The sequence below is a fragment of the Microbulbifer maximicatervae (SeqCode) genome (genome assembly GCF_052467825.1).
On record NZ_CP174327.1, the window covers coordinates 2,861,312 to 2,887,209 of the forward strand.

At 42.4% G+C, this 25,898-nt stretch carries 31 protein-coding genes; 3 read left to right on the forward strand and 28 right to left on the reverse strand.

Annotated features, from left to right (window positions below; genetic code table 11):
- Positions 1 to 78: 78 nt before the first annotated feature.
- The 3 genes from ACJJII_RS12680 to ACJJII_RS12690 all read right to left on the reverse strand — a co-directional run bounded on the left by ACJJII_RS12680 (position 79) and on the right by ACJJII_RS12690 (position 4,066).
- Positions 79 to 1,140 carry a HupE/UreJ family protein gene (locus ACJJII_RS12680; protein WP_444916436.1) on the reverse strand — a complete coding sequence of 354 codons (1,062 nt, stop codon included), beginning with the start codon at positions 1,138 to 1,140 and terminating at the stop codon, positions 79 to 81.
- Complete coding sequence (locus ACJJII_RS12685) at positions 1,130 to 2,044, reverse strand: peptidylprolyl isomerase (protein ID WP_444916437.1); 915 nt, start codon at positions 2,042 to 2,044, stop codon at positions 1,130 to 1,132. Before ACJJII_RS12685 ends, ACJJII_RS12680 begins: the two co-directional genes overlap by 11 nt.
- Before the next feature lie 105 nt (positions 2,045 to 2,149).
- Positions 2,150 to 4,066 (reverse strand): DUF3604 domain-containing protein, encoded by a 1,917-nt coding sequence (locus ACJJII_RS12690; RefSeq protein WP_444916438.1) that lies wholly within the window; start codon positions 4,064 to 4,066, stop codon positions 2,150 to 2,152.
- 178 nt (positions 4,067 to 4,244) lie between these two features.
- Between ACJJII_RS12690 and ACJJII_RS12695 the strand changes: the two genes are divergently transcribed.
- Entirely contained in the window at positions 4,245 to 5,288 is a 1,044-nt protein-coding gene (locus ACJJII_RS12695; RefSeq protein ID WP_444916439.1) for an AraC family transcriptional regulator, read from the forward strand.
- Positions 5,289 to 5,457: 169 nt separating this feature from the next.
- Here ACJJII_RS12695 and ACJJII_RS12700 read toward each other — a convergent pair whose 3' ends face one another.
- The 4 genes from ACJJII_RS12700 to ACJJII_RS12715 form a co-directional block, all read right to left on the reverse strand.
- Positions 5,458 to 5,868: a DUF4288 domain-containing protein gene (locus ACJJII_RS12700; RefSeq protein ID WP_444916440.1), complete on the reverse strand. Its 411-nt coding sequence runs from the start codon at positions 5,866 to 5,868 to the stop codon at positions 5,458 to 5,460.
- A 38-nt stretch (positions 5,869 to 5,906) separates the two neighbouring features.
- A complete protein-coding gene (locus ACJJII_RS12705) occupies positions 5,907 to 6,212 on the reverse strand; it encodes a hypothetical protein (RefSeq protein WP_444916441.1) in 306 nt (101 codons plus the stop codon).
- Between the two features lie 242 nt (positions 6,213 to 6,454).
- Positions 6,455 to 6,838, reverse strand: coding sequence for a VOC family protein (locus ACJJII_RS12710; protein WP_444916442.1), 384 nt, complete (start codon positions 6,836 to 6,838; stop codon positions 6,455 to 6,457).
- Between the two features lie 140 nt (positions 6,839 to 6,978).
- Positions 6,979 to 7,398 carry a GNAT family N-acetyltransferase gene (locus ACJJII_RS12715; protein ID WP_444916443.1) on the reverse strand — a complete coding sequence of 140 codons (420 nt, stop codon included), beginning with the start codon at positions 7,396 to 7,398 and terminating at the stop codon, positions 6,979 to 6,981.
- Positions 7,399 to 8,743: 1,345 nt separating this feature from the next.
- Here ACJJII_RS12715 and csrA point away from each other — a divergent pair.
- Positions 8,744 to 8,932, forward strand: coding sequence for a carbon storage regulator CsrA (gene csrA / locus ACJJII_RS12720; RefSeq protein WP_444915871.1), 189 nt, complete (start codon positions 8,744 to 8,746; stop codon positions 8,930 to 8,932).
- Positions 8,933 to 9,598: 666 nt separating this feature from the next.
- On the opposite strand, the gene ACJJII_RS12725 is transcribed toward csrA, so the two are convergent.
- From ACJJII_RS12725 to ACJJII_RS12825, 21 genes are all read right to left on the reverse strand, one after another.
- Positions 9,599 to 9,928, reverse strand: a complete 330-nt coding sequence (locus ACJJII_RS12725; RefSeq protein WP_444916444.1) for a hypothetical protein — start codon at positions 9,926 to 9,928, stop codon at positions 9,599 to 9,601.
- A gap of 133 nt (positions 9,929 to 10,061) precedes the next feature.
- Positions 10,062 to 11,012 (reverse strand): IS5 family transposase, encoded by a 951-nt coding sequence (locus ACJJII_RS12730; RefSeq protein WP_444916445.1) that lies wholly within the window; start codon positions 11,010 to 11,012, stop codon positions 10,062 to 10,064.
- 306 nt (positions 11,013 to 11,318) lie between these two features.
- Positions 11,319 to 11,669, reverse strand: coding sequence for a hypothetical protein (locus ACJJII_RS12735; protein ID WP_444916446.1), 351 nt, complete (start codon positions 11,667 to 11,669; stop codon positions 11,319 to 11,321).
- 28 nt (positions 11,670 to 11,697) lie between these two features.
- Entirely contained in the window at positions 11,698 to 12,456 is a 759-nt protein-coding gene (locus ACJJII_RS12740) for a hypothetical protein (RefSeq protein WP_444916447.1), read from the reverse strand.
- 90 nt (positions 12,457 to 12,546) lie between these two features.
- Positions 12,547 to 13,017 (reverse strand): hypothetical protein, encoded by a 471-nt coding sequence (locus ACJJII_RS12745; protein WP_444916448.1) that lies wholly within the window; start codon positions 13,015 to 13,017, stop codon positions 12,547 to 12,549.
- A gap of 230 nt (positions 13,018 to 13,247) precedes the next feature.
- A complete protein-coding gene (locus tag ACJJII_RS12750) occupies positions 13,248 to 13,607 on the reverse strand; it encodes a nuclear transport factor 2 family protein (protein WP_444916449.1) in 360 nt (119 codons plus the stop codon).
- A gap of 1,165 nt (positions 13,608 to 14,772) precedes the next feature.
- Complete coding sequence (locus tag ACJJII_RS12755) at positions 14,773 to 15,543, reverse strand: alpha/beta hydrolase (RefSeq protein WP_444916450.1); 771 nt, start codon at positions 15,541 to 15,543, stop codon at positions 14,773 to 14,775.
- 1,447 nt (positions 15,544 to 16,990) lie between these two features.
- Positions 16,991 to 17,401, reverse strand: a complete 411-nt coding sequence (locus tag ACJJII_RS12760) for a hypothetical protein (RefSeq protein WP_444916451.1) — start codon at positions 17,399 to 17,401, stop codon at positions 16,991 to 16,993.
- A 630-nt stretch (positions 17,402 to 18,031) separates the two neighbouring features.
- Positions 18,032 to 18,277: a VF530 family protein gene (locus ACJJII_RS12765; protein ID WP_444898167.1), complete on the reverse strand. Its 246-nt coding sequence runs from the start codon at positions 18,275 to 18,277 to the stop codon at positions 18,032 to 18,034.
- Between the two features lie 150 nt (positions 18,278 to 18,427).
- The gene (locus ACJJII_RS12770; protein ID WP_444916452.1) at positions 18,428 to 18,730 is read right to left on the reverse strand and encodes a hypothetical protein; all 303 of its coding nucleotides are present in this window, start codon (positions 18,728 to 18,730) and stop codon (positions 18,428 to 18,430) included.
- A gap of 124 nt (positions 18,731 to 18,854) precedes the next feature.
- The gene (locus tag ACJJII_RS12775; protein WP_444916453.1) at positions 18,855 to 19,190 is read right to left on the reverse strand and encodes a hypothetical protein; all 336 of its coding nucleotides are present in this window, start codon (positions 19,188 to 19,190) and stop codon (positions 18,855 to 18,857) included.
- 93 nt (positions 19,191 to 19,283) lie between these two features.
- Positions 19,284 to 19,664, reverse strand: coding sequence for a hypothetical protein (locus ACJJII_RS12780; protein ID WP_444916454.1), 381 nt, complete (start codon positions 19,662 to 19,664; stop codon positions 19,284 to 19,286).
- Between the two features lie 88 nt (positions 19,665 to 19,752).
- Positions 19,753 to 20,184, reverse strand: coding sequence for an MAPEG family protein (locus tag ACJJII_RS12785; protein ID WP_444916455.1), 432 nt, complete (start codon positions 20,182 to 20,184; stop codon positions 19,753 to 19,755).
- A gap of 147 nt (positions 20,185 to 20,331) precedes the next feature.
- Complete coding sequence (locus ACJJII_RS12790) at positions 20,332 to 20,712, reverse strand: hypothetical protein (protein WP_444916456.1); 381 nt, start codon at positions 20,710 to 20,712, stop codon at positions 20,332 to 20,334.
- Positions 20,713 to 20,750: 38 nt separating this feature from the next.
- Positions 20,751 to 21,164 carry a hypothetical protein gene (locus ACJJII_RS12795; RefSeq protein WP_444916457.1) on the reverse strand — a complete coding sequence of 138 codons (414 nt, stop codon included), beginning with the start codon at positions 21,162 to 21,164 and terminating at the stop codon, positions 20,751 to 20,753.
- A 99-nt stretch (positions 21,165 to 21,263) separates the two neighbouring features.
- Positions 21,264 to 21,635, reverse strand: coding sequence for a VOC family protein (locus ACJJII_RS12800; protein ID WP_444916458.1), 372 nt, complete (start codon positions 21,633 to 21,635; stop codon positions 21,264 to 21,266).
- A 64-nt stretch (positions 21,636 to 21,699) separates the two neighbouring features.
- Positions 21,700 to 21,999 carry a hypothetical protein gene (locus tag ACJJII_RS12805; RefSeq protein ID WP_444916459.1) on the reverse strand — a complete coding sequence of 100 codons (300 nt, stop codon included), beginning with the start codon at positions 21,997 to 21,999 and terminating at the stop codon, positions 21,700 to 21,702.
- Between the two features lie 103 nt (positions 22,000 to 22,102).
- Positions 22,103 to 22,381: a hypothetical protein gene (locus tag ACJJII_RS12810; RefSeq protein WP_444916460.1), complete on the reverse strand. Its 279-nt coding sequence runs from the start codon at positions 22,379 to 22,381 to the stop codon at positions 22,103 to 22,105.
- 208 nt (positions 22,382 to 22,589) lie between these two features.
- Positions 22,590 to 22,955, reverse strand: coding sequence for a hypothetical protein (locus tag ACJJII_RS12815; RefSeq protein WP_444916461.1), 366 nt, complete (start codon positions 22,953 to 22,955; stop codon positions 22,590 to 22,592).
- A 461-nt stretch (positions 22,956 to 23,416) separates the two neighbouring features.
- Positions 23,417 to 23,860 (reverse strand): hypothetical protein, encoded by a 444-nt coding sequence (locus ACJJII_RS12820; RefSeq protein WP_444916462.1) that lies wholly within the window; start codon positions 23,858 to 23,860, stop codon positions 23,417 to 23,419.
- Positions 23,861 to 23,965: 105 nt separating this feature from the next.
- Positions 23,966 to 24,391, reverse strand: coding sequence for a GIY-YIG nuclease family protein (locus ACJJII_RS12825; protein WP_444916463.1), 426 nt, complete (start codon positions 24,389 to 24,391; stop codon positions 23,966 to 23,968).
- A gap of 390 nt (positions 24,392 to 24,781) precedes the next feature.
- Here ACJJII_RS12825 and ACJJII_RS12830 point away from each other — a divergent pair, with 390 nt between their 5' ends.
- Positions 24,782 to 25,777 (forward strand): transposase, encoded by a 996-nt coding sequence (locus ACJJII_RS12830; protein ID WP_444916464.1) that lies wholly within the window; start codon positions 24,782 to 24,784, stop codon positions 25,775 to 25,777.
- Positions 25,778 to 25,898 lie beyond the last annotated feature (121 nt).

Here is a 25,898-nt window from a genome sequence, read left to right on the forward strand (position 1 = left end):
GGCCGTGATCTGTGTGATTGCGTGAGGATAGCAGATTGTAAGTCTTGAAGCAGCTTTTGTGATTCAAGCTTTGTTTGTTTAGGAAATTAGCCCAACGGTCCTTTCAACTGCCCAATACCCACTGACTACTCCAACTGGATAAATAGCGTATTTTGATTGTGTTAGAATGTGTTGATACAAAATTGAGATCTTCCAGTTCGAGAATATCCACTGAACTGTAGATGATAAGAAAATCAAAACCAAGACAAATAATATCTGCCCCAGTTCTACACCTATATTAAAGCTAAATAATGCGGTGATTTTATTGCTGTGAGGAAGGCCTAATTCCGCTAGCGCACTGGCAAAACCAAATCCGTGAAGTAACCCAAAGCCACTGGCAACAATCGCAGGATAGCGTCGGGTTAAACTCGTTTTACTCTGTCCATTATGCGCGTATACAATTTCTGCGGCTAATAGCATAATACTCAATGGGATCAACACTTCAACAACATCTACTCTTATGGTGAATAAGTCTAAACTTGCGAGCCCTAGAGTGAGAGAGTGGCCTACTGTAAATCCGCTAATCGCTATTAAAATGCCTCTAAATTTTCTGGCGATAAAGACTAAACATAATACGAATAGTAAGTGATCATAGCCCTCTAATATATGTAAGAAACCTGCTTCAATATATTGTGTGACACTATCCCAAATAGTTAGGCGGGAAGGTAGATTTATCTCTAAGACCTTGGGGCCATTAAAGAGATTAATGGTGTCACCGTCTGATTTTTCAAAATGAATTAAGCTCGATAAGGCTGGATTGGCAATGGGGTATGTGATTTTTATTGTTAAGGGATTATATGGTCTTGTCAAATTGTTTGGGTGGGGGTTCCTGCATAGGTAACTCTTCACGTTGGGTCCGGCAGGCCCTGTTATCTCTGGTTGTATTTGGCAGAGTTCGCCCTTTAAGTGTATCTCAGGTTCAGTGCCTGGCTGCATGATAGGGGGGATTTTCCATCGAAGGATATATCTGCTTTCCGTGATTTCTTTTAACTCAATGTATATCGGTCTTCCGTCATGAGCGAAACTAAAATTGCTAGTTGTTGTAAGTAACAATAAGAATAGAATGGCTTTGATGATCTTGTAGGGATTTTTAGTTGGCATAGGTGATATCCACAGGTACATATGGTATCGAGGCATCCCTCTCTATTCTGTAGCCTGCCAACAGCTCTTGTATCCTGAGTTGTTTGTTTTCCTCCATTTTATTTCGTCGATAATCTTCAAGGACTAAGGGGGAGGCTTCTCTAAAGCTGGGTAGACGGCTTGTTTTGTTTTCACTAACCAAAATTAGATGTAGACCATATGGAGATTCAAATGGACCGGACCAGGTGTTCAATGGTAGTTGAAAGATACTTTCTGCGAAATCATCTCCGAAGTGGCTGGCCACTAGACGGGGAGTGCGATCTACATAATTCCGATGAAAGATAAATCTATCTCCGTAGAGGGCAGACTCCTCGAATGGAACTGACTGCTTTATTAAGTGGTTCAAGTTCTGTTTGACAGTCTCCTCTAACTTTTCTGTAGAGTGTCGCCTAAAATCAAAGAAAACATGACTAAAGGTAATAGATGCTTCAATTCGATATTTTTCGCGATGAAGCTGGAAGTAGTTTTCCAGGTCTTCTTCACTAATATCAGTGTTACTGGAAAAGCCTCCATTTACATAGTCCAGCTTTTGAATAAGGCGTCGTCGTATAATCTGATCATGCTTCTGCAGGCCTAGATTAAGGGCTTCACGGTAAAGTACTTCTTCTTTAATGTAATCATTAATCAGGTTGGACTTTTCTGGCTGGGTCAAGCCCTTCCAATAACGTCGTACAAAACTCTGGTTAAATGTTTTTTTCTGGAATTGGAGGTGCTCAATTAGTATGTCCTCGCTGATAAGCAAGGTATCTTCATAGTTGGTTCCATTTTCCTCTATTAACAACTCTGCGAAAACGAACAGCAATAAAGCGATAATAGAAAAGTGTACCAAAGGCTCCCTTTTCAGAATCTCTAATTTCCGCTGCATGAAGCTTCCTCCATTGAAACCTGCAGAGAGTATTGATATCAGTATGCAAGCTACTTTTTTAGATATGCTATTTGCTTGCTGTAGCGTCGAGGTATCCTATCGGTATCAGGGGGTATACCAAATTGGGGATGTATAAGCGCGCTCCTGGATAACAGCGGGTCCTTCAGCGGGTATCTGAATATTTCCGTTGTTAATTTCTTTTACGGCCACTGCATCGTAAAGTGAATGGCGAGGAGTAGGGATTTGTAATACCCGAACATAGTAAAATGCTCTTTCGTTCACATTAAAGCTTGGATCCTGCCACAAGGTCGATAACTCAATAGAACCAATGTTGTTAGTGTATTGCCCCGTTTCTCGACTCACGGTATCACCCACTGGCTTTAACTGGCCTTGGTTATTAAGAGTGCGCTCCCCAGACCAAGCAACATTAATTACTTTCTCATGACTTTTTCCCGCTGCATCCAGCCAAGATTTTACCACCTGAACTCGATCCAGATTTGCTCCTTTAGGATCTTTTGTCGCGCGTATAAGTAGCTGAATTGGTTGGTCAGTTCCTTGTGGTTTCACTAAATCACCCCCCATAGGTACTCCATGGGAATAACCTAGTTCAGCAATATTTTCAGCATCGATAGCGTGTTTCGGAAAATTCCAGCCTGCAAAGACGCGCACCTGAATTCGAGGGCCTGTAGTGGCGTATACCTCACGACGTTTAAATGCAGCGAAAAGGCTTTCTCTGGTATTTTCTTCTGCCCAAGCGGCGGCGAGTCCAGAAGCAGACATATTCCAACCTGTAGCCTTGGTTCCGCCAATGACAGTGTTAGTTCGCTTGCTGCTTGGTACTGAGTCGTGGGCAAACTTGCCCCAAAAGTTGTTCTCCTCCGCAGTTGACATACCCGTGTGTGAATCTGTGGACCCTATGAACCCCAGCTTATAAGGGTTTACACCAATTTTTTTCTGTATTTCCAGCCCAGAGCGCAAGGCCGATCGGACGAAGTCACCTTTGGCAACACGGTACGACTCTGGGTCAGCTTGTAGGTAGAATGGATAATTCTCAAAGTCGGCAAAAGGATCGTCCGGGGAAAGCGTTGAATGGGTTTCTGAGTCCCCCTTAATTTGTGTTATTTCAACCAGAGGCTCCCAGCGCATGCGTGTACGCGCATACTGTGTATCAATTGGTTCACCACGCAGAGTGGTTTCTGCAAACATATAACCTTTGGATACATTGGAGTTGTGGGGAATCGCAATGAATTCACTGCCAGTTCGTTTAGATGTCTCATCTAACCAGTGCCACAAATCTTCTGGGTACTGGCTCTGATCAGCCCCAAAAGGAAGATACTGCTTAGCTTTATCCGCCCCATCAGGGGAGACCACAACCCGGTGTAAGTTGGCCCCTGTTGGGGTTGAGCTCCATTCCCAGCCAATAAAACTGGTAAAGGTGCCTGGGTTGTTATGGCGCTCTGCAGCATCGACTATTGCGCTCCATGCACTTGTCCGGGTTTTATCCAAATCACCAAGAACCGGCTCTGGGAACTTGTTAGCCGGGTCCTGGACAGGGTCGGCGGGAGCTACTGTGTCGAGAGCCTTAGCGGGCAGTAACTCATTGAAAATATCCATACCTTCATTCATAGATACTTTATATCGGATATGCTGCTTGGCAAACCAGCGCATCATCGACTGGTATAAGGACATATCGCTGTCTAGCTCATCTGTCTTATTCACCACTGCCCTCATAACACCCAGCCCTTCAGCGTGATCTGAAACCACGAGAAAATCCAGGGGGGTGTCTATACGTACTTTCGCATGAGTGTAGGGGTGAATAACCGGCTGTCCCTTGGCCCAGCGATAAGCAGTGTCTGGAGTTGCCGAATAATTTTGGCTTAAGAAGGCATCGAACGAATAGGAGGTATGAAGGTGCATATCTCCCCAGAAAACCTGAGTGGGCTCACTAGCAGCAACACTTAGGTGAGTGATGGATAATGTAACCCCTACCAGACGTGCTATTCTTTTTATGGGATTTTTCATATTTCCAATTACCAGCGTCGGCTGGCTATCTTTTAGGCGACTAGATCCTCTTAACATGTCAGGATCGTTAGGATAATCTTGGTAAATAAGGATGTGATTGATTAGATGCTAATCATTTGGCTTTTAGGTTTCTTTGCAAATAAAGCCAATCTCTTGACCAATTAGGACACATTTGTAGATGGCTGAGTATGGACACACGACCATTGCAACTTGGGTATTACCTATTATTGAGGCCCTAAAACCATTCTGTTCCACCCAAGAAATTTTGCAGCGTGCAGAAATTGACCCTAAATGCATAGTGGATGCAAACCAGAGAATTCCTTTAGAGAATATGAAAAAACTATGGGGGCTCGCTGAATCTATATCAGATGATGATTGTATCGGCCTGCAAGTCACTAAGTATGTTAATCATACAAACCTTCATGCTCTAAGCTATGCCCACTTGGCCAGTAGCTCCATCAGGGAGAGCTTACTGAGGTCTGCTCGATTCTCAGAAGTGGTTACCACCGCTATGCGAATCAATGTTCATGATGAACAGAAACAAGTAGTAGTCTCTTGGGAAAAAGCTGATAATTTTTCATATGATCCAAGTATTCATGCTATAGATGCTTTTATGGCCTTGCTAATAAAGTCCATAAGAAAGATATGCCCCGATGTGCATCATCATTTGATTTCAATTAATCTGGAGAGGCCTAGACCTGCTACCCTTGAGCGGCATCAATTGATGTATAAGTGCCCAATTAACTTTTCATCAGACATTTGTGAGATTAGGTTTAAACAAGAGTTTGTTGATCGAAAGCTCTCTTCGGGAAACGATGAGCTGGTCAGAGTTAACGAGCAAGCCCTAATTGGTTATTTGGAGCGTTTGCAGAAGAATGACATAGTTAGCATGACCAGTAGGGTGCTTGTTGATCTGATGGCTTCAGGTAATTTTTCACAAGAGGTCGTGGCCAAGGAGCTTGGTATTAGTTGTCGCGGTTTGCATAGAAAACTAAAAGAAAGAGGTTCCAGTTATCAGACTGTGCTAGATGAAATACGCCAGTATCAGGCTGTGCAGTACCTTAAGCAAAACGATACCCCGATCACGTCAATCGCCTACAAACTGGGATTCGGTGATACCAGTAGTTTTTCCAGAAGCTTTAAAAAATGGACTGGACAATCTCCACGAGAGTTTCGGACTAAGCATAGTAGAGATATTTCAATAGAAATCTGTATAGATTAAGAACGACTTTATCTATCAATAGAGGAGTCGATTTGTTTGCATTAATTACTCCTAGGGCTATTGGATATTACATACCGCACAGCTAGGATTGCTTGGTATATTCTATAGTTATCGAGAGAAAAGGGGGGAGATCTAAGCTTTAAAGGGGCTGATAAAGTACTTGAAATTCTCATTCGGTGTCATCAAATACCTCAAGCTCTTCCTTTCTTCGAACCCAAGATTTAACTCTGCCAACTGTAATCCCATTATCATCGTCAAATAGGATTTCAGTGCCATCAGGATCAAGTTCATCATAGATGGGAATAAGACTGCTTAATCCCTCAAAAATCCATCGACCTCTACGTCCTTTATTATTTGTCCAGTCACTTTTGTCCTCGGTGCCGGACTTCCCGAACTGAATGGCCTTCTGGTAAGCTTGCTCTCTGTCATCAGCTTTTAGTATCACAACATTTGAGAATGCCCGGCAGCGCCGACGCATATTGTCGAGTTCCTCATCATCAAATTGAAATCTCTCTATAATTGTTGCGACCCACCAGCCGTAGGGGCTCTTATTTCTGTCAGGAATTCTCTGGTTACTCATTTTAACTGCCTTGTACTCACCAGTGATGGGGAAGCTTATTATGCATTAATTCCTCCGCTTGCGCTCATGTAAAACAGGAACAAAGCAGCGGCGAGATTTAGGGGTACACGAATAATACCTGCAATTCTGTTTGGGCCCCACTCATCTTTAGCTATGGCCGTCTTGAACTCATTTAGAGTGAAGTAACAAAATGCGCAGCCAAGTAAAAAGGAGCCTGCCCGAGTATTGAAAATGGACAGATTTAGCATCTCAGGATTCAAAAACCGGATGGCCAGCAAACCAAGCATTGCCAGTAGGGTGGTTAGGATAATACATTCATTAATTCCAAATGCCTTCTTGCTCATAAAATACGATGTTCCAATTAGTGCGGGCTAACAACTAAGGCAACTTGCCAGTGATGGGCTTTTCTTTGGGGACTTACCGGTTTGTTAAACTAGTGCATGTCTTTGCAAGCTTGTATAGTTATTCTCACCTGAATTTGATGTTGAAGCCCCTCCGCGAGCAGATAGGTTGGGGCTCATCTACGGAGCCAACAGATCGTTTTTTGGGTAATAGATGCGCTATACTGGCTAATTGATATATGTCGCTACCCGACTGTACGCTCAAAGTTCATATAATACTTAAATTCAAGTGTATTGCCACTCGGATCTTTTATAAGAAACTTACCTGACTCATCTTCAGCGCCTTCGTTCTTTATAAGGCTACTTGCTACAAACTCTACATCATTTGATTTGCAAACTTCTAATACGGACAGCCATTCTTCTTTACTTAGAATTGGTCCAAAATGGTCAATTTGGTAGGCCGGCATTTTGTCGGAAGCTTGATGAATTGTAATTTGATGGCCGTAAAATAAAATGTCGAACCAGGTGGGGTTGTCACGGCCTATAGAGCAACCCAAAATGTCTAAATAAAAGCGCTTCGCTTCCTCTTTGTCGGGAACCACGAAAGAGAGATGAAATGGATTCAACATAAGTTTCACCTTGTTGTTCGTAAACGTGGGTAAGTCTTAGGTATAACGTCTCTATAACCATCCCTAATTGGGATAATTTTTTGTTATCTACGTAAAATTGATAGTACGCAGAGGTTAGGTTATTGGCTTGGCAATGGACTTTAAACGTTAATGGAAAAGTACTTTGCTTCCCATACCATGCCTTTTTCTATATAGAATTTGTGAGCTTGCTCGCGTCGAACACCAGAAACAAGGCGAACCTGGTTGCAGTTCTCAATTTTTGCTTGCTCCAAAATCCAGTCAAAAAGCTTTCCGCCATAACCACTCGATCTTTTCTCTGTTGAGGTTATAAGGTCTTCAATTTCGAGATACTTTCCTGTATGTAGCCAGTCAGATATACGGTAACCTGCTACAGCTTTTATGCCGTTATCGTCTAGCCGGGCCAGTTTATACCCGCAGTTGTGAGTTAAAGATAAGATCCTTTTCAAGAAATCATCTTTAGATATATGTGGCCTGAGCTCAGATAAAACCTCATAACAACCCAGTATATCTTGATCTGTCTCAGCTATAGATATATTCACTTGAACCTCGTGTATGTAACGCTACTACAACGTGTCGCTTTGAGCGCAGCGTAAGATGGCCTGGTGGCTTTATTGTAAACCACTCCTCTTAACTATTTGGCCTGTCTCGAAAAATAAGACCAATTTCTATTGTCACCCACGGTTAGTTGATTGATAGATTAGCACTTTGATTCTTCCATATGAGCTGATTCACAAGCTCAAACAGTTCAAAGGTATGCACTTTCCTTAGGAGCCAATTCTAGACCAAATAGAGGATCAATTGCAGCCTAGGTTCCCACAATGACCGACACACTTGGCGGTAATGAAGGAAGCTAGCAGTAGTCAGGCGTGCTCCGACACAAACAAGCCAGGAATTCCATAGGAACTTATATCAGCTCGCTGTATCTGATTGAGCGGTACCAGATTGGCGTCATCAATTGATAAGAGTGCTAGCCATAAATCGTTGCTTTATATCTCAATTGCTCTGTAACCCCATCCCTAGCGATTTCAATCGTTGCGCGTATATCTCGCTTGGACTTCACTATTTGAGATGCACTGCGAACATTTAGAATTTATAGTTCCACCCTTTGAATGAAGTGAATTTTTAGAGGTTGTCGCATCAATAAGTCAAAACCCTAAAGGGTTATAAAATAACACCATTGCTATTCTTAATAGACTGATTACCTAAAATCCTCACAATATATTAAAAATACTAAGCAATTTTGACTGTAAGAAGAAGGGGGCTTGCGGTAAGTAGCAGTATTGAAGATCTATTCTTCTGAATTCTTTCGTGTGAGCTTAATGGAAGCACCAGCATAAGTGGCTAATTATATGCGTAACTCAGATTATTCAAATCGCTAAGTTAAAAAATATAGGCACAAAAATAATCTTATTGAATTTTATTAAGTTTGTTTTAGTGTCAAAGCTGCGTAAAATCAATGGATACTTATTGGTATTTTGGTTGGCGTAGGTCCGCCTTTTAAAACGCCAACTAACAAAGAAGTTTAACTGAGTCAATAATTTTCTAAGAATCAGCCCGTCAAAGGAGAGCGGTATTGTGACGTAAAAGCAAGTAAAAGGCGCTGACCCAAGGTGCTCGAACACCAGGGGCCAGCTAACCAAATTGATAACCGAACTATCAAAATGGCTATATGGATCATACGCTAGAAACCCGCTCGTCTTCAATAAACTGGAGGATATTGAGCAGTTTGGAGAGGTTCTCCAAGCTCTGGGAGCGTAGTGCCCGCCTTTTCTTCTTCTATGCCTACCGTTCTCGTGCACCACCTCATATTTCCTCAAAAAGTTACTTACAAAGCCTTCCATTAAGGGTGGCCTACAAATGGTTTGAGTCTTAGAGGAAACAAATATGTTGATCTTAAAGCGCCGGACGGGTCAAAACTTAAGGATTGGAGCAAATGTCTCAATTACCGTACTGGAAGTTAAGGGTAATCAAGTGAAGATAGGCATACTTGCCCCCAAATCCCTGCCTGTTCACCGTGAAGAAATATATATACGTGTACAAAAGGAGCGGGCACTTGGAAGAGGAGATCGATGATAGCCTCGCTGTGGCTACGGATTTCCCAAAGCATCCATGTCAAAACCATGGTGAGGTAGCGGTTTTGATGTTGGGTGCCTTTGCAAGCGACTCCTACTTGCTGGATGTAAGCAATGGGTTAATGTTGAACTCACCTACCAATATGTCATAGATGACCAAATTATGGGCGCCCAAGATCGTTCCAACTCAAATGAAGAGTTGCTCGACAGTATTGTTGGGTAGAGATTCATTACTGGTTGGGAGCTGCCCATCTCTGACCTGCACGATGGGTGGTGTGGGGGACGGTAGCTAGAAGCTACCGGCTATGTGATCTAGGTTCTGGGCCCATTGTATCTTGACTCATTAATAGACCAGATTACACCTGACAAGAGAAACCCAACAGCCAAACTACCTATTACTGACCAAAATGTATCCATAGTGAGAATGGGTTGATTATGGATCATCTGCCTTGATAGAAACCCATTGACAAATAGTAAACAACCGCCCCCAAATAGACCTCTAGTTAAAGTAAAATGAAACGACCCTTTAGATCGAATCTTTTTCCATCTTTCATCAGGCTTCATTATTGATCCGTATATTGTCGGTGCTTACCGCCTTTAGCATAGGCCGAACGACGTAAGGTTCAGCCCAGTTACTTTTTTGGCTTGGCGATGCTGGCTAAACTTGTTATGACTTTACTGGCCATATAACAGTCTCGTTGTCCAGCTCAAATAGATAGCTACACTGCATTTCTGCAAGGTAATTGTAATCAAACCAAAACATTATACCTAAACCATCATGAATTAAGCATTTATGATCTGGAAGATCTTCAGAAGACCAGTCTTCTAGTTTTGCTATCTCTCCAGTATGTTTAGCTATTAACCTTGATATTTCTTTGATTCCTAAACCGAATAGTTGCTGTTCAAATAATAAATATCCGGCTCCCATAACTGTTATTGTACCTAAGCGAAAGTTATCATTATCATTGAAGGTAAATGTTAAGGACCCTCTGATCAACGAAGCATTTTTCCAGAATTAAGCTGAGCTGCTTGAAAATTCACTTTATTACGCACAAATGTGTAATTTTCGCGTAATAGTCCCCTAATTTTCATCTGAAACCCTCAATAGGCGGGTTTCAGGCGAACCACCCCTAGGCAGCCAAGTATTTTCTCCCTATTAATAAGTTGGTAAAGCCTGCCAGTAAGCACAGCCTCTCAGTATTCTTTAGCAGTCCCCGATAGCGGACCTTGTCATAGCCAAATATCCGTTTGATGTAGCGGAAGGGGTGCTCGACCTTCGCTCTTATCTGCGCCTTGATCTTTTCCGCTTTACGAAGTGCATCACGCCCTGGAAGAGTTTTTAGCTTGCTCGGCTTCATTGCTATATACCAATCCGCCTCCCGCTCTTTCAACTCTTCACGTTTCTCCGCACCAATGTACCCAGAGTCTCCCCAGATTCTTTTCTCCTCCCCGTGGAGAACTCGCTCTGTAGTTGTGACATCATGCGAATTCGCTGCTGTTGTATCTATGCTATGTATTACTCCGAGCACATCATCAACCCCGATATGCATTTTCATCCCAAAATGCCACTGATTGCCTTTCTTTGTTTGATGCATTTCCGGATCACGTTCTTTCTTTTCATTCTTAGTTGAAGTTGGCGCAGAGATAATAGTGGCATCTACAATCGTGCCTTCACGCAGTACCATGCCATTCTCAGCAAGATGTTTGTTGATTTCATCAAAAAGAGCTGCACCTAGCTGATTGAGCTCCAGTAAGTGGCGAAAGTTAAGAATCGTTGTTTCATCGGGAATTGGGTTACTCAAAGTCAATCCAGCAAAACTACGCATGGATTCAATTTCATACAGTGCATCTTCCATAGCGGGATCACTGAGATTGTAAAATAGTTGCATGCAATGAATACGAAGCATGACACTCAATGGATATGGCTGTCGGCCAAGTTTGCCTTGTGGGTAACAAGGAGTGATCTGAGCCTCTAGTCGCTGCCATGGGATGAGGGTTTCCATTTGAGAAAGAAACTTCTCTCGGCGAGTTATACGGCGCTTTAGCTTATATTCTGCTTCGGCAAAGGTGACTTGGTGCATGATTCATCGTAGTCTTGATGGGTAGGTGAATATTACCAAATTGACTCAGAATTATTCAGAGGTTCCTTAAGTTTCTATGCGAATACCATAATTCTCTATGCCAATCACCTTTGCCTTCAACATACTCGGATTCTTCGGCTCGATCTGGCTTGCCTAAGAAAGAAATGACTTCTTTCTCTATCATGCCGTACCTAATTTCACCTATTCCAATACCCGGTAATATATTCATTTTCTATGGGTCATAACGCCTTTTTATGAGAACCTATGCAGTAGGCTGTTCAAGTCGGAGGCGACAACACAAGCTTGTTAAACATTGTGTAGGCCAAAAAACAAAGTATATGGAATTTCTATAGCCAACACTGTAACTGGAACCCATACTGAATACTTTAGTGATTTTTTTGCTGAATGGCCTAGAATCTTCTTTAAATAGATAAACGGAATAATAAAATATAAGGAATAGGCCGATAAAATAATGATCTCCGAAAAAGCATTTCCTATGACTACTAAGCTGATTATGAATATAAGAATCATAGGTACAAAAACGAAGGTAAAGGCAACCCACCAGTCAATATCTGGATCACTACTTTGTGCCTTGTTTCTGTCAATTAGCTTGTAGATGCCTATCAATATCAAAGCAATTATTGCAGCCTGTAACATCTTCCCACCTATTTATACTTAAAACACTTCAATCAACTGATACGTTAGTGGACGGTTGGATTGATTTGTTAATGTTTTCTAATTCTACTTTAAAAGTGCTTACTTTTTTCTCTAGCTCTTTCCTAATTCTCCTCTTGCCTTCAAGACAGTAGTCCACCATTAAATCAGATATTCTAACGAGTTTACCGGTTTTGCTCTCTGGCGAAGGTGACCATACCTTGCCAGCGTAATTCAAGTTTCCAAACATTTTTGCTGAGAAGTGGTAAGTTTGACCGTCTGCTCCCATAGAAAAATTTCGTGGATACCTTGTTTCATACAGCATTTCTTGCCAAACATACTGAATTTTATCTGCTAACTCTTGACGAATTTCTTTTTTACACCTTATTCGTGGAATTTCTTGGGGAGATTTAGGGTATTGGGACTCTAGTTCTTTAAGCCCTGCTTCATCTTTAACGAATTCACCCTCATCATTCATAACCTTCACAGAACCTTCTTCCATCAAAGGCATCATTTGGTATCCCCATAATTGCATTTTGGGGGACTCAAAAAATATATAATTTTCTTTATCATTTTGCTTTATACCCAAGACGTATTCAGGAGAAAAGGAAGGGAATCCAATAAGCCTTACTATTACATCTTCTTCATATGCTGAACCAAGATAACTTAAGACAAGATGCGTATATCCGCCAAAGAGCTCTCTCGAAAACTGAGAGTCCTCAGGTTCAAGGTGTTCACTTGCGAAAGCAGTACTACTTATGAACCATATAATAAAAATTCTTAATTTCACTCTATGCTCCTATTGTCTGTGGTCTTGCCCACATAAAGAAAATTGTCCTTCTGTTGTGCTTTGTTAGTACTGTTACCTACAGATTCTAATTTAATAGAATACTGGAATAATTGTTACTTTTTTCACTGGGCCAGTTTTAATATCTGACTCGATATCCCCCGATTCTGACTCGATCCAGAAAGTAGCTAAACTCCCACTCCTTTTAGCTTTCAACATGTACGATTTCCCTGCCTCTGCCAATAGCTCAGTATTTGACTCAAGGACATAGTGAAAAGGGGGTTGAAAACCTATTTTTTGCGCTGTGGTTTTTTCTGGTGTAAATACAGCTCTTACACCAATATCTCTCCATCCTGGCGGAACTGGAAAGGTTGCCTCAATTGGCGCCGTCCATGGTCCGGGATGAAGTTTTTTTCCATCGATTGAAGCAAAAATGAGCGAAACACCGCCATCTGTTTTTTCTCGGCTATTTATGAGTACACCGTTTTCGGTTCTATCAATTACCTTGTTACTAGAGCATCCACAAAGAACAAGTAACACCAGTAAAAGTAATGTCATTTTCATTGGTTGTACCAAATTAGTGCTAACGAAGGTGCAGGAAAACTCAGCCCGCTTTTCGTGTTTTGTTTTTATGTGAAAAATAGCCTACTTATCAGTGAAAGGCTAAATCAGAATTCACGTAGGATCACCATTTGTGGTTATTATTTGGCCACTCCTAAGGGAGCAAAGATATACATTAGTTTTTCTACAACTTCAATGTTCAGCACAGCGGCTTGCTAGGGCAACCATGCTAATTACTCTTGCGGGATTGGCAATCCATGTTGTTTTAGAAAAGAAAGCTTATCCCAATATCCTCTTTGAAATACGATCTTTCCATCTTTGACTTGAAAGAAACCGCAGCCACGCAAACCTAGAGGATCTTTCCACTCTAAAATTACCCAATCTCCATCTTGGAAGATATGCTCTACTATGCATACCATATCCGCTGCAATGAACTCTTCTTCAAATCTGGCTCGAATAGCATCTTTGCCAACCACCTTATCATTAGCAACTTGATGGTTAACTGCATCATCAGAATAGAAGCTGACCACTTTCTCTACATCCGCTTTGTTAAAGGCCTCAACCCAAGCCTGAATTACTTCTTTTGGTTCCATAACTCGAATCCTTTTAGATCCTAACGCCTCAATAATGGGTCGACTGGAGTAAAGCGTAAGGAAGTCCAGCCGAAGGCACCATTGATTGATTTTTTATGTGTTGTCACTATTTTGTCTAAATTTATGATTGCAAGACCAGCATGACTCACTTGGCCAATGCCATTGTTTGATACTACTGCCCTGATTATCTGTGGTTTCTTACATTTAGAGCAATTAAAGCGCAAAACACATGTAACGATGAACAACCAGTATCCCATTGCTACCCACCAATGCCAGCCGAATGGGGGGAAGCTTGTTGGCTCATTGGAGATGGCGCCAGAGGAATCGACCACTCGATATAGCAGGATTAATATGGCGCCAGTCGCTAAAAGCTGTATTAATCTCTTCTTATAGTGGCTCATGGATCGATTAGCACATAACGCCTAGCTTCCTGTGAGGCGAGTTGGTACGCCCAGAACGGGTGTGGACTAATGGGGTGAAAGTCCCCTGTAGGAGGATCACCATTTAATGGATTCCATTAAATGATAACTACTAGTGAATGGCAACTTTATCACCGCGAGGTCTTGTAGGAAGGTAGCCGCTAGCAAGGCTATGAGCTGACGAACGGAAACATCCTAAAAGGCTGAGCCTGGAGGTGGGGGATAAAGGACACCGAAGCCGGATGATCTAGCGGGCAGAGTCAATGATACAGTTGTGTATATAAAGTTTACGTTCTTATCTCGGGAAATCTGTTTAGCTTGCTGCTGTGAACCTGTCAGTGTGGCCGCTGAATAATATGTAGGCCCAGCTCGCTAGCCGCCATCGCGGGGATAGAAAAAAGTGGTGGAACACGGCGGCGTCTCGGTCAGAAATGAATAGAGTGATTAAATAGAAGTCAGCTGACGGCATAGTAGTCAAGTGCCAAGATTTATACCTTGAACAAAGTGAAGGCCTGAACCTAAACTCCACGAATTAAAAGACCGGATTTGCCTACCGATATGCTTTCAGTCAGATAAAGTTGAGCACTGTCATGGCACTCAACTTAGATGAGTATCTGCTCGGCGCTATCGTTGGGTAGAGATTCAGCGGATAGGGAACCGGCCATTGCGGACCGGCACGATGGGTAGCGTGGGGCAGGTAGCTAGAAACTACCGGCTACCCGATTTAACTGCATGCCACAAAATATTTAAATATTATTTGTATCGTTTACGGACTCTTCAAGCATCTCTGAAAATTCTTTGGGCTTGGCCCGATAAATCACATGATCACCATTAAATGTACGAATTGTCCATTTCCGCTCTACTGCCCGATGCCAAGAAGGATCTTTAGCTCTATCGGCTTGCGACACCCCCTCAGGAATAAAAGCTACATAAGTGACATTGAGTTTTTTTGCCAGAGGATTCTTATACGATACAGGTTCCGTAAGTGTTTTTAATGGCTGCGTAACATCTCGTGGAAATTCGGAATTAACATCAATCCATGAGAAGTGAACTTGACCATTTACCACTTTATGTTCCGCAGATATTGGCTGCCCTTCCATCATTGACATGCCATCCTCAGGTACTTTCGCGTCTAAAAATGTAACATGATGAATTCGTTCTGGAATACGATCGATAACTCCGGTGATTACCATGCCACCATAGCTATGACCTACAAGTACCACATTTTTCAATTTTTCAAAAATAATCAGGTTAACGATATCGTTGATATGTGTGGTTAAGTTAATATCAGGAGAGGAAAGATGGTGCCTCTCACCTAACCCCGTCAGTGTTGGCCTGTAGACGGTATGACCTTTAGCGCTAAGGTGTTTACCAACCTCTTTCCAGTCCCATCCACCGCCTGTAGCACCATGTACCAAAACAAAGGTGTGATAATCTTTTTTTGTATCAACTTCTTCAGCAACAGTTTCAAATGTCGTAAATATTAAGAATATTACTAATGAGAATATAGTTTTCAATGAAATCCCTCTTTTTGTATTCTTGATTTTCCACTTGCAAGTAAAATTGCTAATAAAGCAGTTAACGCCTCAAGCTGCAGAGCGAAGCTTCCGATAGCCTTGACTTGGTACGCCCGCCCAGTATGGACGTGAACTAATGGAGTGAAAGCTCCATATAGGAAGATCACTATTTAATGGGCTTCATTAAATGCTAACTACTAGCGAATGGCAACTGCAACACCGTGAGGTTTTGTGGGGAGGAGGCTGCCAGCAAAACTACGAGCTGACGAACGGTAACATCATATAAGGCTAAGCTTGATGGCGGGGTGGCCAAGGGCACTGAAGTTATGAGATCTCAATGGAAGAGTAAATGATGTAGTTGTGTAGCGGAATTTCTTGTTCTTATCTGGCGGGATCTGTTTAACTTGCTACTGTGAAGCTATCAGCATGGTCGCTGACTTATAAATAGGCCCAACCCTCTAGACACATCGCGAGGATAAAAGTGATGGAACATAGCAGCGCCTCTGTCAGTAATGACCAAGCTAATTGAACAGAAGTCAGTCGACGGCATAGTAGCATAACGCGAAGATCAATATCTTGGATATGGTGAAGGCCTGAACTCAAACTCCACAAGTTAGAAGACAAGGTTAGTCCACCGATGGTCGGATAAAGTTAAGGTAACGTACTGCCATGAGACTCAGCTCAAATGAAGAGCTGCACGATAGTATCGCTTGGGTAGAGATTCAACGGATAAGGGGCGCCCTTTGTGGGCCTGCACGATGAGTGGTGTGGAGGCCGGTAGCTAGAAACTACTGGCTACCTGATTCATAGGCTTGCTAACAGTATAGCCACTGCAGTAGGCCCAAAAATAAGGCCTATGAAATAGCGCGCTATAGGGCTTACCTGTTGAGGCGTGACCAACCCCAATACAAGGCCAGCTACAATGCACCATATATATGGGATGAAGCCTATAACGAAGCCTGCCATATGCATATTATTTTCTGGCGGGTTTAGGAAATAATGCTGGAACAAACCATAAAGCATGAATAAACAGAGTGGAGTGGCTGCTCCTAGAGCAGGAATGACTAAATCCCTCTTAGATCGAAACTGACTAGCAATAATTATAAGAGCAGCTAGAAGTCCGAACTCAAAACTACCAGCAAGTATTGTTAGTGTTGTGTCATTCATGCTTTAGAAACCTGCCCAGTACACGGGTAACCAAAATAAAGCGAAGCGGCGTGTAGGCCTTCCAGCCTGTCGTCTTTGCCGGGCGTACGTGCTGCTGTTTGTTATGCTTCTCTGTCCGCTTTACTCAATTTTTGCTCTATAGCCCTTAGGTCTAAGCTAGTACACAATCTTCTCTCTTATTCATAATTTCCTAAGATGCATAACGCCCACTGCGCAGACGAGCAAATTGTTGCGAGTTCAGTGTACGAAGGGTGCGCTTGTGTCGGCTCTTGTTATGTGTCTAGCAGCAACCGAGATCTACCCAAAGCTTGTACCACTCTTTAGGTAAAATGCCTCGATGTAACTGCTTAGCAATTTTTAGTAGGGCACATTGATCAGACCTTGAACGATCGGTAGCTTCAGCCCAATCGGCTTGATCATCACTATGTGATATTGCCTCATACCAGCGCTCCTTTGCCTCGTCCAACTTTTTATTTATTAACTCTATTTCTGATTCACTTAAGGATGAAGCAAACTTCCTATTTTCAGCACTGGCTTCGTAAACAGCCCTGGCATTTGACTCTGCACTTCGAACTTTTTCGGCCAATTCATCTTTCGTGATACCGGTTATATCTAGTCCTGCTTTCGCGGCTTGTATCATGGCAGAGAAAGAGGCCATTCCTTGAAAAATCAATATCCAATCTGTAGACATACTTAGTTTTCCTTATATATTATAAATATTTAAATGATTAACCGCATAACACTCGCATAAAGGGCAATTTGTTGTGAAGGTGTTTTTTCGATAATTTTAACGCACAAAATGCTGGTGCGACAAATTGCCCGGCCCACACGTTTGTCTGGGACTTACTTTGATGTGCTTGGTACGCCCACGGAATAATGGGTGAAAGTTCCAGTAGGAGGATCACCGCTTAATGGGTTACATTAAATGCTAACTACTAGCGAATGGCAACTGCAACACCGTGAGTTCTTGTGGGGAGGAAGCCGCTAGCAAGACTATGAGCTGACGAACAGAAACATCATATAATGCTTAGCCTGGAGGGGAGGCGGCCAAGGACAGCGAAGCCGGGTGATCTAACGGGTAGAGTAAATGATGCAGTTGTTTAGTGAAAGTTTACGTTCTTATCTGGAGAGATCTGTTTAGCTTGCTGCTATGAAGCTGTCAGCGTGGCCGCTGACTCATAAGTAGGCCCAACCCGCTAGTCACCATTGCGAACTGGCACGATATGTGTGTGGGGGCCGGTAGCTAAAACTACCGGCTACCCTATTTATGCGCCTGTCCCTACCTAATCACAGCGACATCTATGTGGCTACCAAATAGTGCTTATTTACGATTAGCCCACGGAGATTTATTTTCAAAAGTTGAGATATACAGATCTTCGACTTTATCTCGTGCCCACTGGGTTTTGCGTAAAAACTTGAGCGAAGACTTAATTGATGGGTCGCTCTTAAAGCAATTGATATTGATCCTATCTGCTAAACCATCCCAGCCATAATGTTCCTGCAAACGTGTAACAACTTTCTCAAGAGTAATACCATGTAGCGGATTATTTGGTTGATCTTTACTCATTTTTCAATTAATACTCAATGTTTAATGGCGCATAATGCCGTGAATAAGGGCTGATGAAGTTGGCACCTAATCGCAAATAAAATTAGGTGATAGGTTTGCCAGTCCTTTCTCAAAATTTCTTATGTGTTTAAAGCCCTTAAATAATTATAATTATATACTAATAAATGTGGATATAAGTAATATAGTGATACATTGTTTGAATCTTTGATTACTTCTTTTTGTTAAATTTTGAGTAAAGGTGGTATCTGTTTCGATAGCATCTTTTAATAGAATATTTGAGCTAGATTGCAATAGTTCACCTATCTTTTCAGCTTCCTCTGAGCTCATTTCAGCCTTTGATGATATTTCAGATATCCTCTGGTGAATCGACGAGAGCTCATTGTATTCAGCCTTGTTGATTTTCCCTGACTGAAAAAACTCTTCCTGCTTTTCTCTCAGTGTAGTTGCATCCACAATTCTTCCTTACACATAACGCCTTGCACAGATGCCGATGGAATGGAGCCGCTTTGTGCTAGCGTAGCGTACAGCACAAAGCGAACGGAGTATAGGTGGTGGGATGCAGCAACTTGTTAAAAGCTCACTGGGACCAGTAACCCAATATATGGTATTTGCCGGACTCTTCAGGTTTTAAACGAATGCCGAGAGCTCTAAAGCCAGGGCAGGTAATGAGAGCATGATTGCTAGCACTACCATCACCTATTGGTTGTTTGGCATCACCTTCGAGAATGTTGAGGGTGCATAACGAGATAATGCTTTGACGCTTGTTGAATTCTGACTGTATGCTGTTTCCGACGTGAACAAAGCTATCTGTACTCCCTGACTCCAATAGAGATCTGACGGCCGTTGAAAGTGCCTGATATGATAAGGCACTAGAAGATAGAGCAGTCAAAATTAATGCTGCGATTAACTTCATAACTTTTAACGCCTTATACACAGGCGAGTGGAACGACGTGTAGCGAGTCCAGCCTATATCCTATGTCGGCGATTGTGCCACAATTTGTAAGTACTATTTAACAGCATTGATCTGAACTACCGTAACATTAGCAATGCGACCACCGCGCCACCAAGTCCCTTTTGCACCAATCTTAAGCCTTTTATGGTGATACTCACGGCGATCTTCACTTAATATCCACATATTGGCAAAGCCTTCATTAGGAATATTGCCCGGAGTAGTATCTCTTATGACTCTGCCATCTTCATCAAGAATCTCTGGCCAGATCATGTGTATACCTTCAACTTGAGGATCATCCCCGTCATAAAGAAAATCCACTCTCATTCCTTGTCCCGGCTTGGCATTTTTATTCTCTTCAGATAAGTCTATCTTGTACTTGACTACAAAATCCGGTTTTCTTCCAGATCTTTCTTCATAAGGTATATGTGCTTTCATATATTGTGCTAACACGGAGTTGTGGGGCGCCGTAGGCGTCCCTGGCAGTTTGCTGCCGAACGCCGACGTTTTATTATGCCCACTGGTTTTATTGCATAAATGTGGTTCGCACAGCGCTCACTGTTAAGGCTAATAATGGAATGTTTGATAGAGCAAATATTAAAAACCTGATTTCAATTTTGTTGAAAGTTGCTTGCACAATACTATGAATTACTCGAATGCCGACATATGTCCATGCCAGAATAAAATTTATGCTATCTCCTGCGCCAAGGACTGCAAGCGATATTGCCAATGCATAGAAAATAGTTGGTTGCTCCATGAGATGATTATAATTATCAGCTTTCCAACGAACGTGGGGAGGTAGGGTTGACATTTGCTCTCCGCGAGGAGCATTCGGATCAAGCTTTAATTTAGCTTTCTTCACTGCAGGCAATCGTGTTGCGTACATCCACAACCACATAACCATTGACCAAGCTATCAAGGCAATTACAGGCTGAATTATTTGGGCACTTTCAATCATTCATTGATTCCTTTTTATTATTTACTGAGGTTGGAGAGCTGAACGGGGCATAATGACCACAACAGGAGCAGCTGGAGCGTTGGTCGTCCCGCGTAAGGCTGCAGGCCTGGAACAAACTGATCGGCCTTGTTAGACTTTTTTTCATGGCTATTTTTTCGGTGGAACTCTTGTCGATACAACTTGGATTTCACTCTCGAAATATGCTCTCGGATCGGTATCATTCAAAAATATAAAAGATTCGGGTTTAATACCAGACTCAATAGCACGGAATTCTTCACGCGAGAGAATTAGAGACTTTTTAGGGTCCACCCATATCTCCTTATAAGTTCCTTCACAGGTTTCAAGATACCACTCACTTCTCCGTGGATCTCCTTTTTTAAAGGGGTTGTCTTGAGGGGAATTTCCTGTTTCCTTAGAATATTTGATCCATTTTTTCTCTAAATTTAGCTCTAGAATACAACCTCTCGTAGCAACATTTCCGTCTACAAGAATATACGTCCAATAGGCCCAGTCAGCATTGATCGACATGTAAGTGCTCCGTAATGTCCTAGAAGGCCAACGCCGGGCTAAGCAGCGCTGCTTTCGGCTTCCCTGCTTGAGCGCCTGGTTAGCCTTTTAAGGTGGTAATTAGCACCATAGTAGAAAAGTGGTGGTGCTAGAAAACCAGATAGTAAAATATACCAAAACGGTACTTCACGAGCGGGAAAGAAAGCTAATACCAATATTATTGAAGAGACGATAATCGGATTAAGTAATTTGCCTTTTCGGGATATTTTGGAGATTATAAAGCCTGACCAGATATAGTTAAAGGTACATGTAAAAACCAAAATGACAAGCTCTTCGGTAGTGTATGGAGCATTGTATGGTTGATAGCCAAACAGCATAATTTTAATAAATGTCGAGATTACGATGATAACGAAAACACCGAGTAGCCCAAGAAATCCACCGACGAAAATTCCTTTTAAATCTATATTTTTCATAAAACTCCTATAGGAGGCTAGCAACCATATAAAAGGCAGAGCGTCAACGACATCAGGCGCAACGTGGTGGAGCGACTTTTAATGTGCTTTGTATGTGTTTTACTCATTAATTACACAAAACCCATTACCAAAAGGATCTGAGCAATATGCAATAGTACCCCAGTCACCTCTTTCTCCGCCTTCATGCTTTCCGCCTAGTTTAACAATTCGCTTAACTATTTCATCTACGTTTTCAGCTAGAAAGTCAATATGGACGGGGGTCCAATGACGAGAATAATTTCGCTCAACTGTCTCGGTGGGGGCTGCTACTGATCGAGCTTCTTTCTCTTGTAGATAAATATCACAGTTCTCTACTGAAATTACAGACATTCCACCTTGATCCCTTAGTTTTTTACAACCAAGAGCTTTAATATAAAAATTCTCAGCTTGTTTAATATTAGAAACATCAATACTTACAGAGAGCTTTATCAAAATATATCCTCTTTTATTAATTTATGATACAAAACTGCCGCAATGGGGCGACAACACAGACTTGTTATGATTTTTCAATCCGAAGGTACTCACCAAAAAATGGTCCACTTCTATTTATTTGCCTGAAAATATCGTTTCCCACCACACCCGACAAGGAATCAAGTAACTCCTCTATTGGGCCACCTGTGTTATAGGGAAGTAACTCTCTTTCTTTTGCGCACGATATAGCCAAATAGCACACATTTTCACTTATCGATTTAATATCTGTTGGATCAATTTTTTCATATTCTCTTCTTTCGTTTACCTCCCAGAGAGTAAAGCCTTTAAGATAAGGCAAGATCTTTACAACAGTTTCATCCCACATATTTCAACTTCCTTTTTCATGACGCCGCGATAACGGGCTGAAGCAAGCGCAGTGTGCGGAGGTCCGGCCGCTTGCACAGCAAGTGGCATAGTTAATTGCCTTGTTATGAACTTTGAAGACTCCCCAACTTTTGATTAACCAGCCAGCTACAAATACATGATGGAATAGTTAACATAAACAACAAAAACAAACCAGCTTTAGGGTCAGATGGAAAACCCTTTATAACCAATGCAACTAGCAGCAAAGCAACACCGCTTAGCATACCAGATGTGTAACCCGGTAGGTTGCGACGCTTGATTAATAGCGTAAACGCCAAATTAAATGCCCAAGCGACTAAAGCGGGCAACAAGCCCATGACATAACCAAGCCCTAATATTTTCAATGGAGAGGCTCCACCTTGGATGGAAAATAGTATAGTGCCGATAAACGGCCCCACAACTACAAACACTAAGAGTGAATAGAAGATAGATCCTATAATCGTAATTTCCTCAGAGCTAACTCATAACGACCCGCACAGGGACAGGCAAATAAGCGTAGCGTTTTGACTGTCCCAGCGACCAACGGGAGCGATTGCTGCTGATTGTTAGGTGTCACTGCTTTAAAGGACTTGGGCCTGCTGCCATGCACTGCCTTGATCCTTTTATTGTGTATTGCTGATTCAAAAAGATACAGTGCTCGCCATCCATCGCCACGCTATGCTTACCATCTTTCTCACGATAAAGCACCATAATTGAAACGACATAGCCACCATCTGTTGCATAAGCATGAAACTCATAATCAATAGGTTGGTTTGTGCTCGCTACATTCTTTACATAATATTCCTGAGCGGTATCGAAGGCTAGGATTACTTTATCTGACGGTGTATAGTCTTTATGTGGGTACCATTTAGGGGGCGCAAATTCCGTGGCCATTGCTAGTGATGAAAATAAAACTATATAAAGTGTGATTACTCTCATTAGGTCCCTAACGACTGTATTAGGTGCGGGCAAACCAGCGGTTTGTCCACCCCTTGCCTATGCTTGTTATACGTTTTACCAAGCTTTATCACTAATTTCCTCACCTTTATCGGAGATATGAAGCCACGTATATGGATTGTACTGGTTTGTTCCATGGGAACAAACAACTTTACAATGAAAGTGTTTATGTAGGTCGAGCGCACATTCTTGATCATTTCCCCATTTGGCACCACCTTCAAACACGAGAAAAAGGCACGAAAATTCCGTGAAATCATCTAGGTCAGTGGTGACGGTTACAAAAACACGGTCATGGTGAAATTTGCCGTGATAGATATACAAATCGTCTTCGTGGTCTACTTGCTCTACAGATTCGAAGACTGAGGAGATCCAGCTCTGAATCTTATCTATATTAGTTTCTTTGATGTATACATTGATAGTCATACGTGCACACACATAATGCCTTATAGCACGCGAGAATTTTTTCCGTCGCTTTGCCTGTTATTGTTATGCAGTTTCACTGCAAAGTACCAAAATACGAGTGACACAATCAAACCACCTCCTGCGTACAACGCATATCCTGCTTCTTGTAATTGAGCAGGCATCTCATCAGCTAGGTATTGAATATATTGATAGCTAAGCGCGACAACTATTCCAGATAATGTATAGGCCAGCCAGGATGTAATATTCAGTTTTGAAAATACAAAATGAATAGGTAGCCCGACAAGCAAAACGAATACATATGATACAGCTATAGAGCCAATTGCAAACAAAGTTAGAACCAAAAGTCCTTCAAATGAGACCAAACTTTGCCCGTTGAAAAGTGAATCTACAAGTATCGCAACTATTAAGACTGAGGATGCAATAGGAGATAGCAGTACAGCTAGCAGGGTACGCTTATTGTTCATACTTAACCACATAACGCTTTTGTAAACGGCGAGTGGTGCAGGAGCGAGTCCAGCGGAACACCGAAGATGTGTGGCGTTGTTTGACAAGCTTGTATGGTGACATGACTAGAACGCCTTATTAAGGGCTGGCAAGCACCTATTTTTTTGTAAAAACTTTTGGATTTCTTCAGCCTCAGCAAGAGCTGGCAAAGTTGAGTGACCATTGCCATATGTAACAAACCAAGCAAAAGAAAGACCTTGTTTATATTTTTGCCGCATAATCTGTTGGAAGTAACAATTGCGGGTTTTCCCATTTTGCTTTGCACCCAAGCGCTTTGCAATACCTTGCGGCCTGAAAAGCCCCGCTTGTGTTAACGTCCCAGCTTTGCCAATATAAATTGGATCACCTTTGCAACCATGGCCAGCAAAAATAAAATATAATCCGGGTCTGTTGGGCACTTTATTTAAACGGATATACTTTGTTACGTTTTCTTTTGTAGGCAAGTCAAAACTTCCGTTTTCCGAAAATTTTGTACGAAGTTTCACTAGCATGATTGTCACCATAACGTATGGCCCCGGGGCTGCATGGAGCGTAGTGTAATGCTGCCCCTAGCAGCTTCTTGGTACCCCCAGCATGGGCGTGAACTAATGGGGTTAAAGTCCCCTGTAGGGAGATCACCATTTAATGGGCTTCATTAAATGCTAACTACTAGCGAATGGCAACTGCAACACCGTGAAGTATTGTGGGGAGGAAGCCACTAGCAAAACTACGAGCTGACGAATAGAAACATCATATAAGGCTTAGCCTGGAGGCGAGGTGGCCAAGGAAGAGTTGATTTAAACACCCTCCAAACAGAAGGTATAAGCCGCCAGCCCCATTGACATGGGATGAATACACTAGAAGATACTGGATACTCATCCACATAAATGTGTGTTCAGCTGATGACTCTACCTCGAAGCAGTCAGATATCTCTTGATGCAACCCCTTATTACCACTGCGTATCCCGCTGTGTGCGGCGAGCATTCCTTTGTGGTCGGGATACTGAATCTGGGAGAGATTACGAACATCGGCGCGAATGGATTGAAAATCGTATACAGCAATTGGCCGGGGTTTTTGCGCTGGATATTGCCGCCTTTGCAGTGATGAGCAATCACTACCATGTAGTACTCTACATCGACAAAAAATCTGCTGATAAGTGGTCTCTTGCAGAGGTAATTACCCGTTGGGAGAAGCTGTTTCGGGCTCCCTCTCTGGCTCTACGCTATCTCAAAGGCGATACCCTCGATCACTGTGAGCTGGAAAAGCTAAGAGAAGTCACCGCAATATGGAGGGAGCGCTTAATAGATATCAGTTGGTTTATGCGCTGTTTAAACGAGTCTATTGCTCGACAAGACAATGCTGAAGACAAGTGTACAGGCCGTTTTTGGGAGGGGCGATTTAAGTCCCAGGCTTTGTTGGATGAAAAAGCCCTCGCCGCTTGCATGGCCTATGTAGACCTAAACCCTATCCGCGCTAATATTGCCAAAACGCCTGAAGACTCTGATCACACCTCTATTCAACTGCGTATTCGCTCTGCAATCACCGCTGAGCAACCCAAAAGTTTACTACCGTTTGTGGGGGATGAGCGCTTAAATATGCCAAAAGGGTTACCTTTTCAGCTGGGCCACTATTTGGAGTTGGTGGATTGGAGTGGTCGGCATCTAGATCCCAGAAAGCGCGGCACTATGGCTGAAAATACCCCTCCCATACTTGAACGCCTGGGTATTTCACCTGAGCACTGGCTTTACCTCAACCGAAATTTTGAAAGCCGATTTAAAGGATTGGTAGGGTCGGTTGAAGCAGTACGGAAAGCCTGTAACTTATTGAATAGACGCTGGGCCCAAGGCGTGCGTGATTGCCAAAAGTTTCTCTCTTACCCTTCATCTCAACTCAATTGAATCATTTTTAATCCCACCGATCGATCCCCGTTCGCCCTGTGTGCTGAAAGCTCTGCACATCAAAAATAGATAAAATACTCCGCATATTCGTGCTTCGATGCTCCTCTGGCGAGCATGGCTT

Bases quoted from the DNA above. Each gene is read 5' to 3' on its own strand.
- ACJJII_RS12825 (WP_444916463.1), bottom strand. From the start codon at position 24,391: ATGCTAGTGAAACTTCGTACAAAATTTTCGGAAAACGGAAGTTTTGAC.
- ACJJII_RS12780 (WP_444916454.1), bottom strand. From the start codon at position 19,664: ATGAAAGCACATATACCTTATGAAGAAAGATCTGGAAGAAAACCGGAT.
- ACJJII_RS12685 (WP_444916437.1), bottom strand. From the start codon at position 2,044: ATGCAGCGGAAATTAGAGATTCTGAAAAGGGAGCCTTTGGTACACTTT.
- ACJJII_RS12745 (WP_444916448.1), bottom strand. From the start codon at position 13,017: ATGAAAATGACATTACTTTTACTGGTGTTACTTGTTCTTTGTGGATGC.
- ACJJII_RS12710 (WP_444916442.1), bottom strand. From the start codon at position 6,838: ATGTTGAATCCATTTCATCTCTCTTTCGTGGTTCCCGACAAAGAGGAA.
- csrA (WP_444915871.1), top strand. From the start codon at position 8,744: ATGTTGATCTTAAAGCGCCGGACGGGTCAAAACTTAAGGATTGGAGCA.
- ACJJII_RS12760 (WP_444916451.1), bottom strand. From the start codon at position 17,401: ATGTCTACAGATTGGATATTGATTTTTCAAGGAATGGCCTCTTTCTCT.
- ACJJII_RS12790 (WP_444916456.1), bottom strand. From the start codon at position 20,712: ATGTCGATCAATGCTGACTGGGCCTATTGGACGTATATTCTTGTAGAC.
- ACJJII_RS12695 (WP_444916439.1), top strand. From the start codon at position 4,245: ATGGCTGAGTATGGACACACGACCATTGCAACTTGGGTATTACCTATT.
- ACJJII_RS12820 (WP_444916462.1), bottom strand. From the start codon at position 23,860: ATGAACAATAAGCGTACCCTGCTAGCTGTACTGCTATCTCCTATTGCA.
- ACJJII_RS12805 (WP_444916459.1), bottom strand. From the start codon at position 21,999: ATGTGGGATGAAACTGTTGTAAAGATCTTGCCTTATCTTAAAGGCTTT.
- ACJJII_RS12730 (WP_444916445.1), bottom strand. From the start codon at position 11,012: ATGCACCAAGTCACCTTTGCCGAAGCAGAATATAAGCTAAAGCGCCGT.
- ACJJII_RS12680 (WP_444916436.1), bottom strand. From the start codon at position 1,140: ATGCCAACTAAAAATCCCTACAAGATCATCAAAGCCATTCTATTCTTA.
- ACJJII_RS12795 (WP_444916457.1), bottom strand. From the start codon at position 21,164: ATGAAAAATATAGATTTAAAAGGAATTTTCGTCGGTGGATTTCTTGGG.
- ACJJII_RS12705 (WP_444916441.1), bottom strand. From the start codon at position 6,212: ATGAGCAAGAAGGCATTTGGAATTAATGAATGTATTATCCTAACCACC.
- ACJJII_RS12830 (WP_444916464.1), top strand. From the start codon at position 24,782: ATGACTCTACCTCGAAGCAGTCAGATATCTCTTGATGCAACCCCTTAT.
- ACJJII_RS12815 (WP_444916461.1), bottom strand. From the start codon at position 22,955: ATGAGAGTAATCACACTTTATATAGTTTTATTTTCATCACTAGCAATG.
- ACJJII_RS12785 (WP_444916455.1), bottom strand. From the start codon at position 20,184: ATGATTGAAAGTGCCCAAATAATTCAGCCTGTAATTGCCTTGATAGCT.
- ACJJII_RS12690 (WP_444916438.1), bottom strand. From the start codon at position 4,066: ATGAAAAATCCCATAAAAAGAATAGCACGTCTGGTAGGGGTTACATTA.
- ACJJII_RS12700 (WP_444916440.1), bottom strand. From the start codon at position 5,868: ATGAGTAACCAGAGAATTCCTGACAGAAATAAGAGCCCCTACGGCTGG.
- ACJJII_RS12735 (WP_444916446.1), bottom strand. From the start codon at position 11,669: ATGTTACAGGCTGCAATAATTGCTTTGATATTGATAGGCATCTACAAG.
- ACJJII_RS12775 (WP_444916453.1), bottom strand. From the start codon at position 19,190: ATGAAGTTAATCGCAGCATTAATTTTGACTGCTCTATCTTCTAGTGCC.
- ACJJII_RS12750 (WP_444916449.1), bottom strand. From the start codon at position 13,607: ATGGAACCAAAAGAAGTAATTCAGGCTTGGGTTGAGGCCTTTAACAAA.
- ACJJII_RS12765 (WP_444898167.1), bottom strand. From the start codon at position 18,277: ATGAGTAAAGATCAACCAAATAATCCGCTACATGGTATTACTCTTGAG.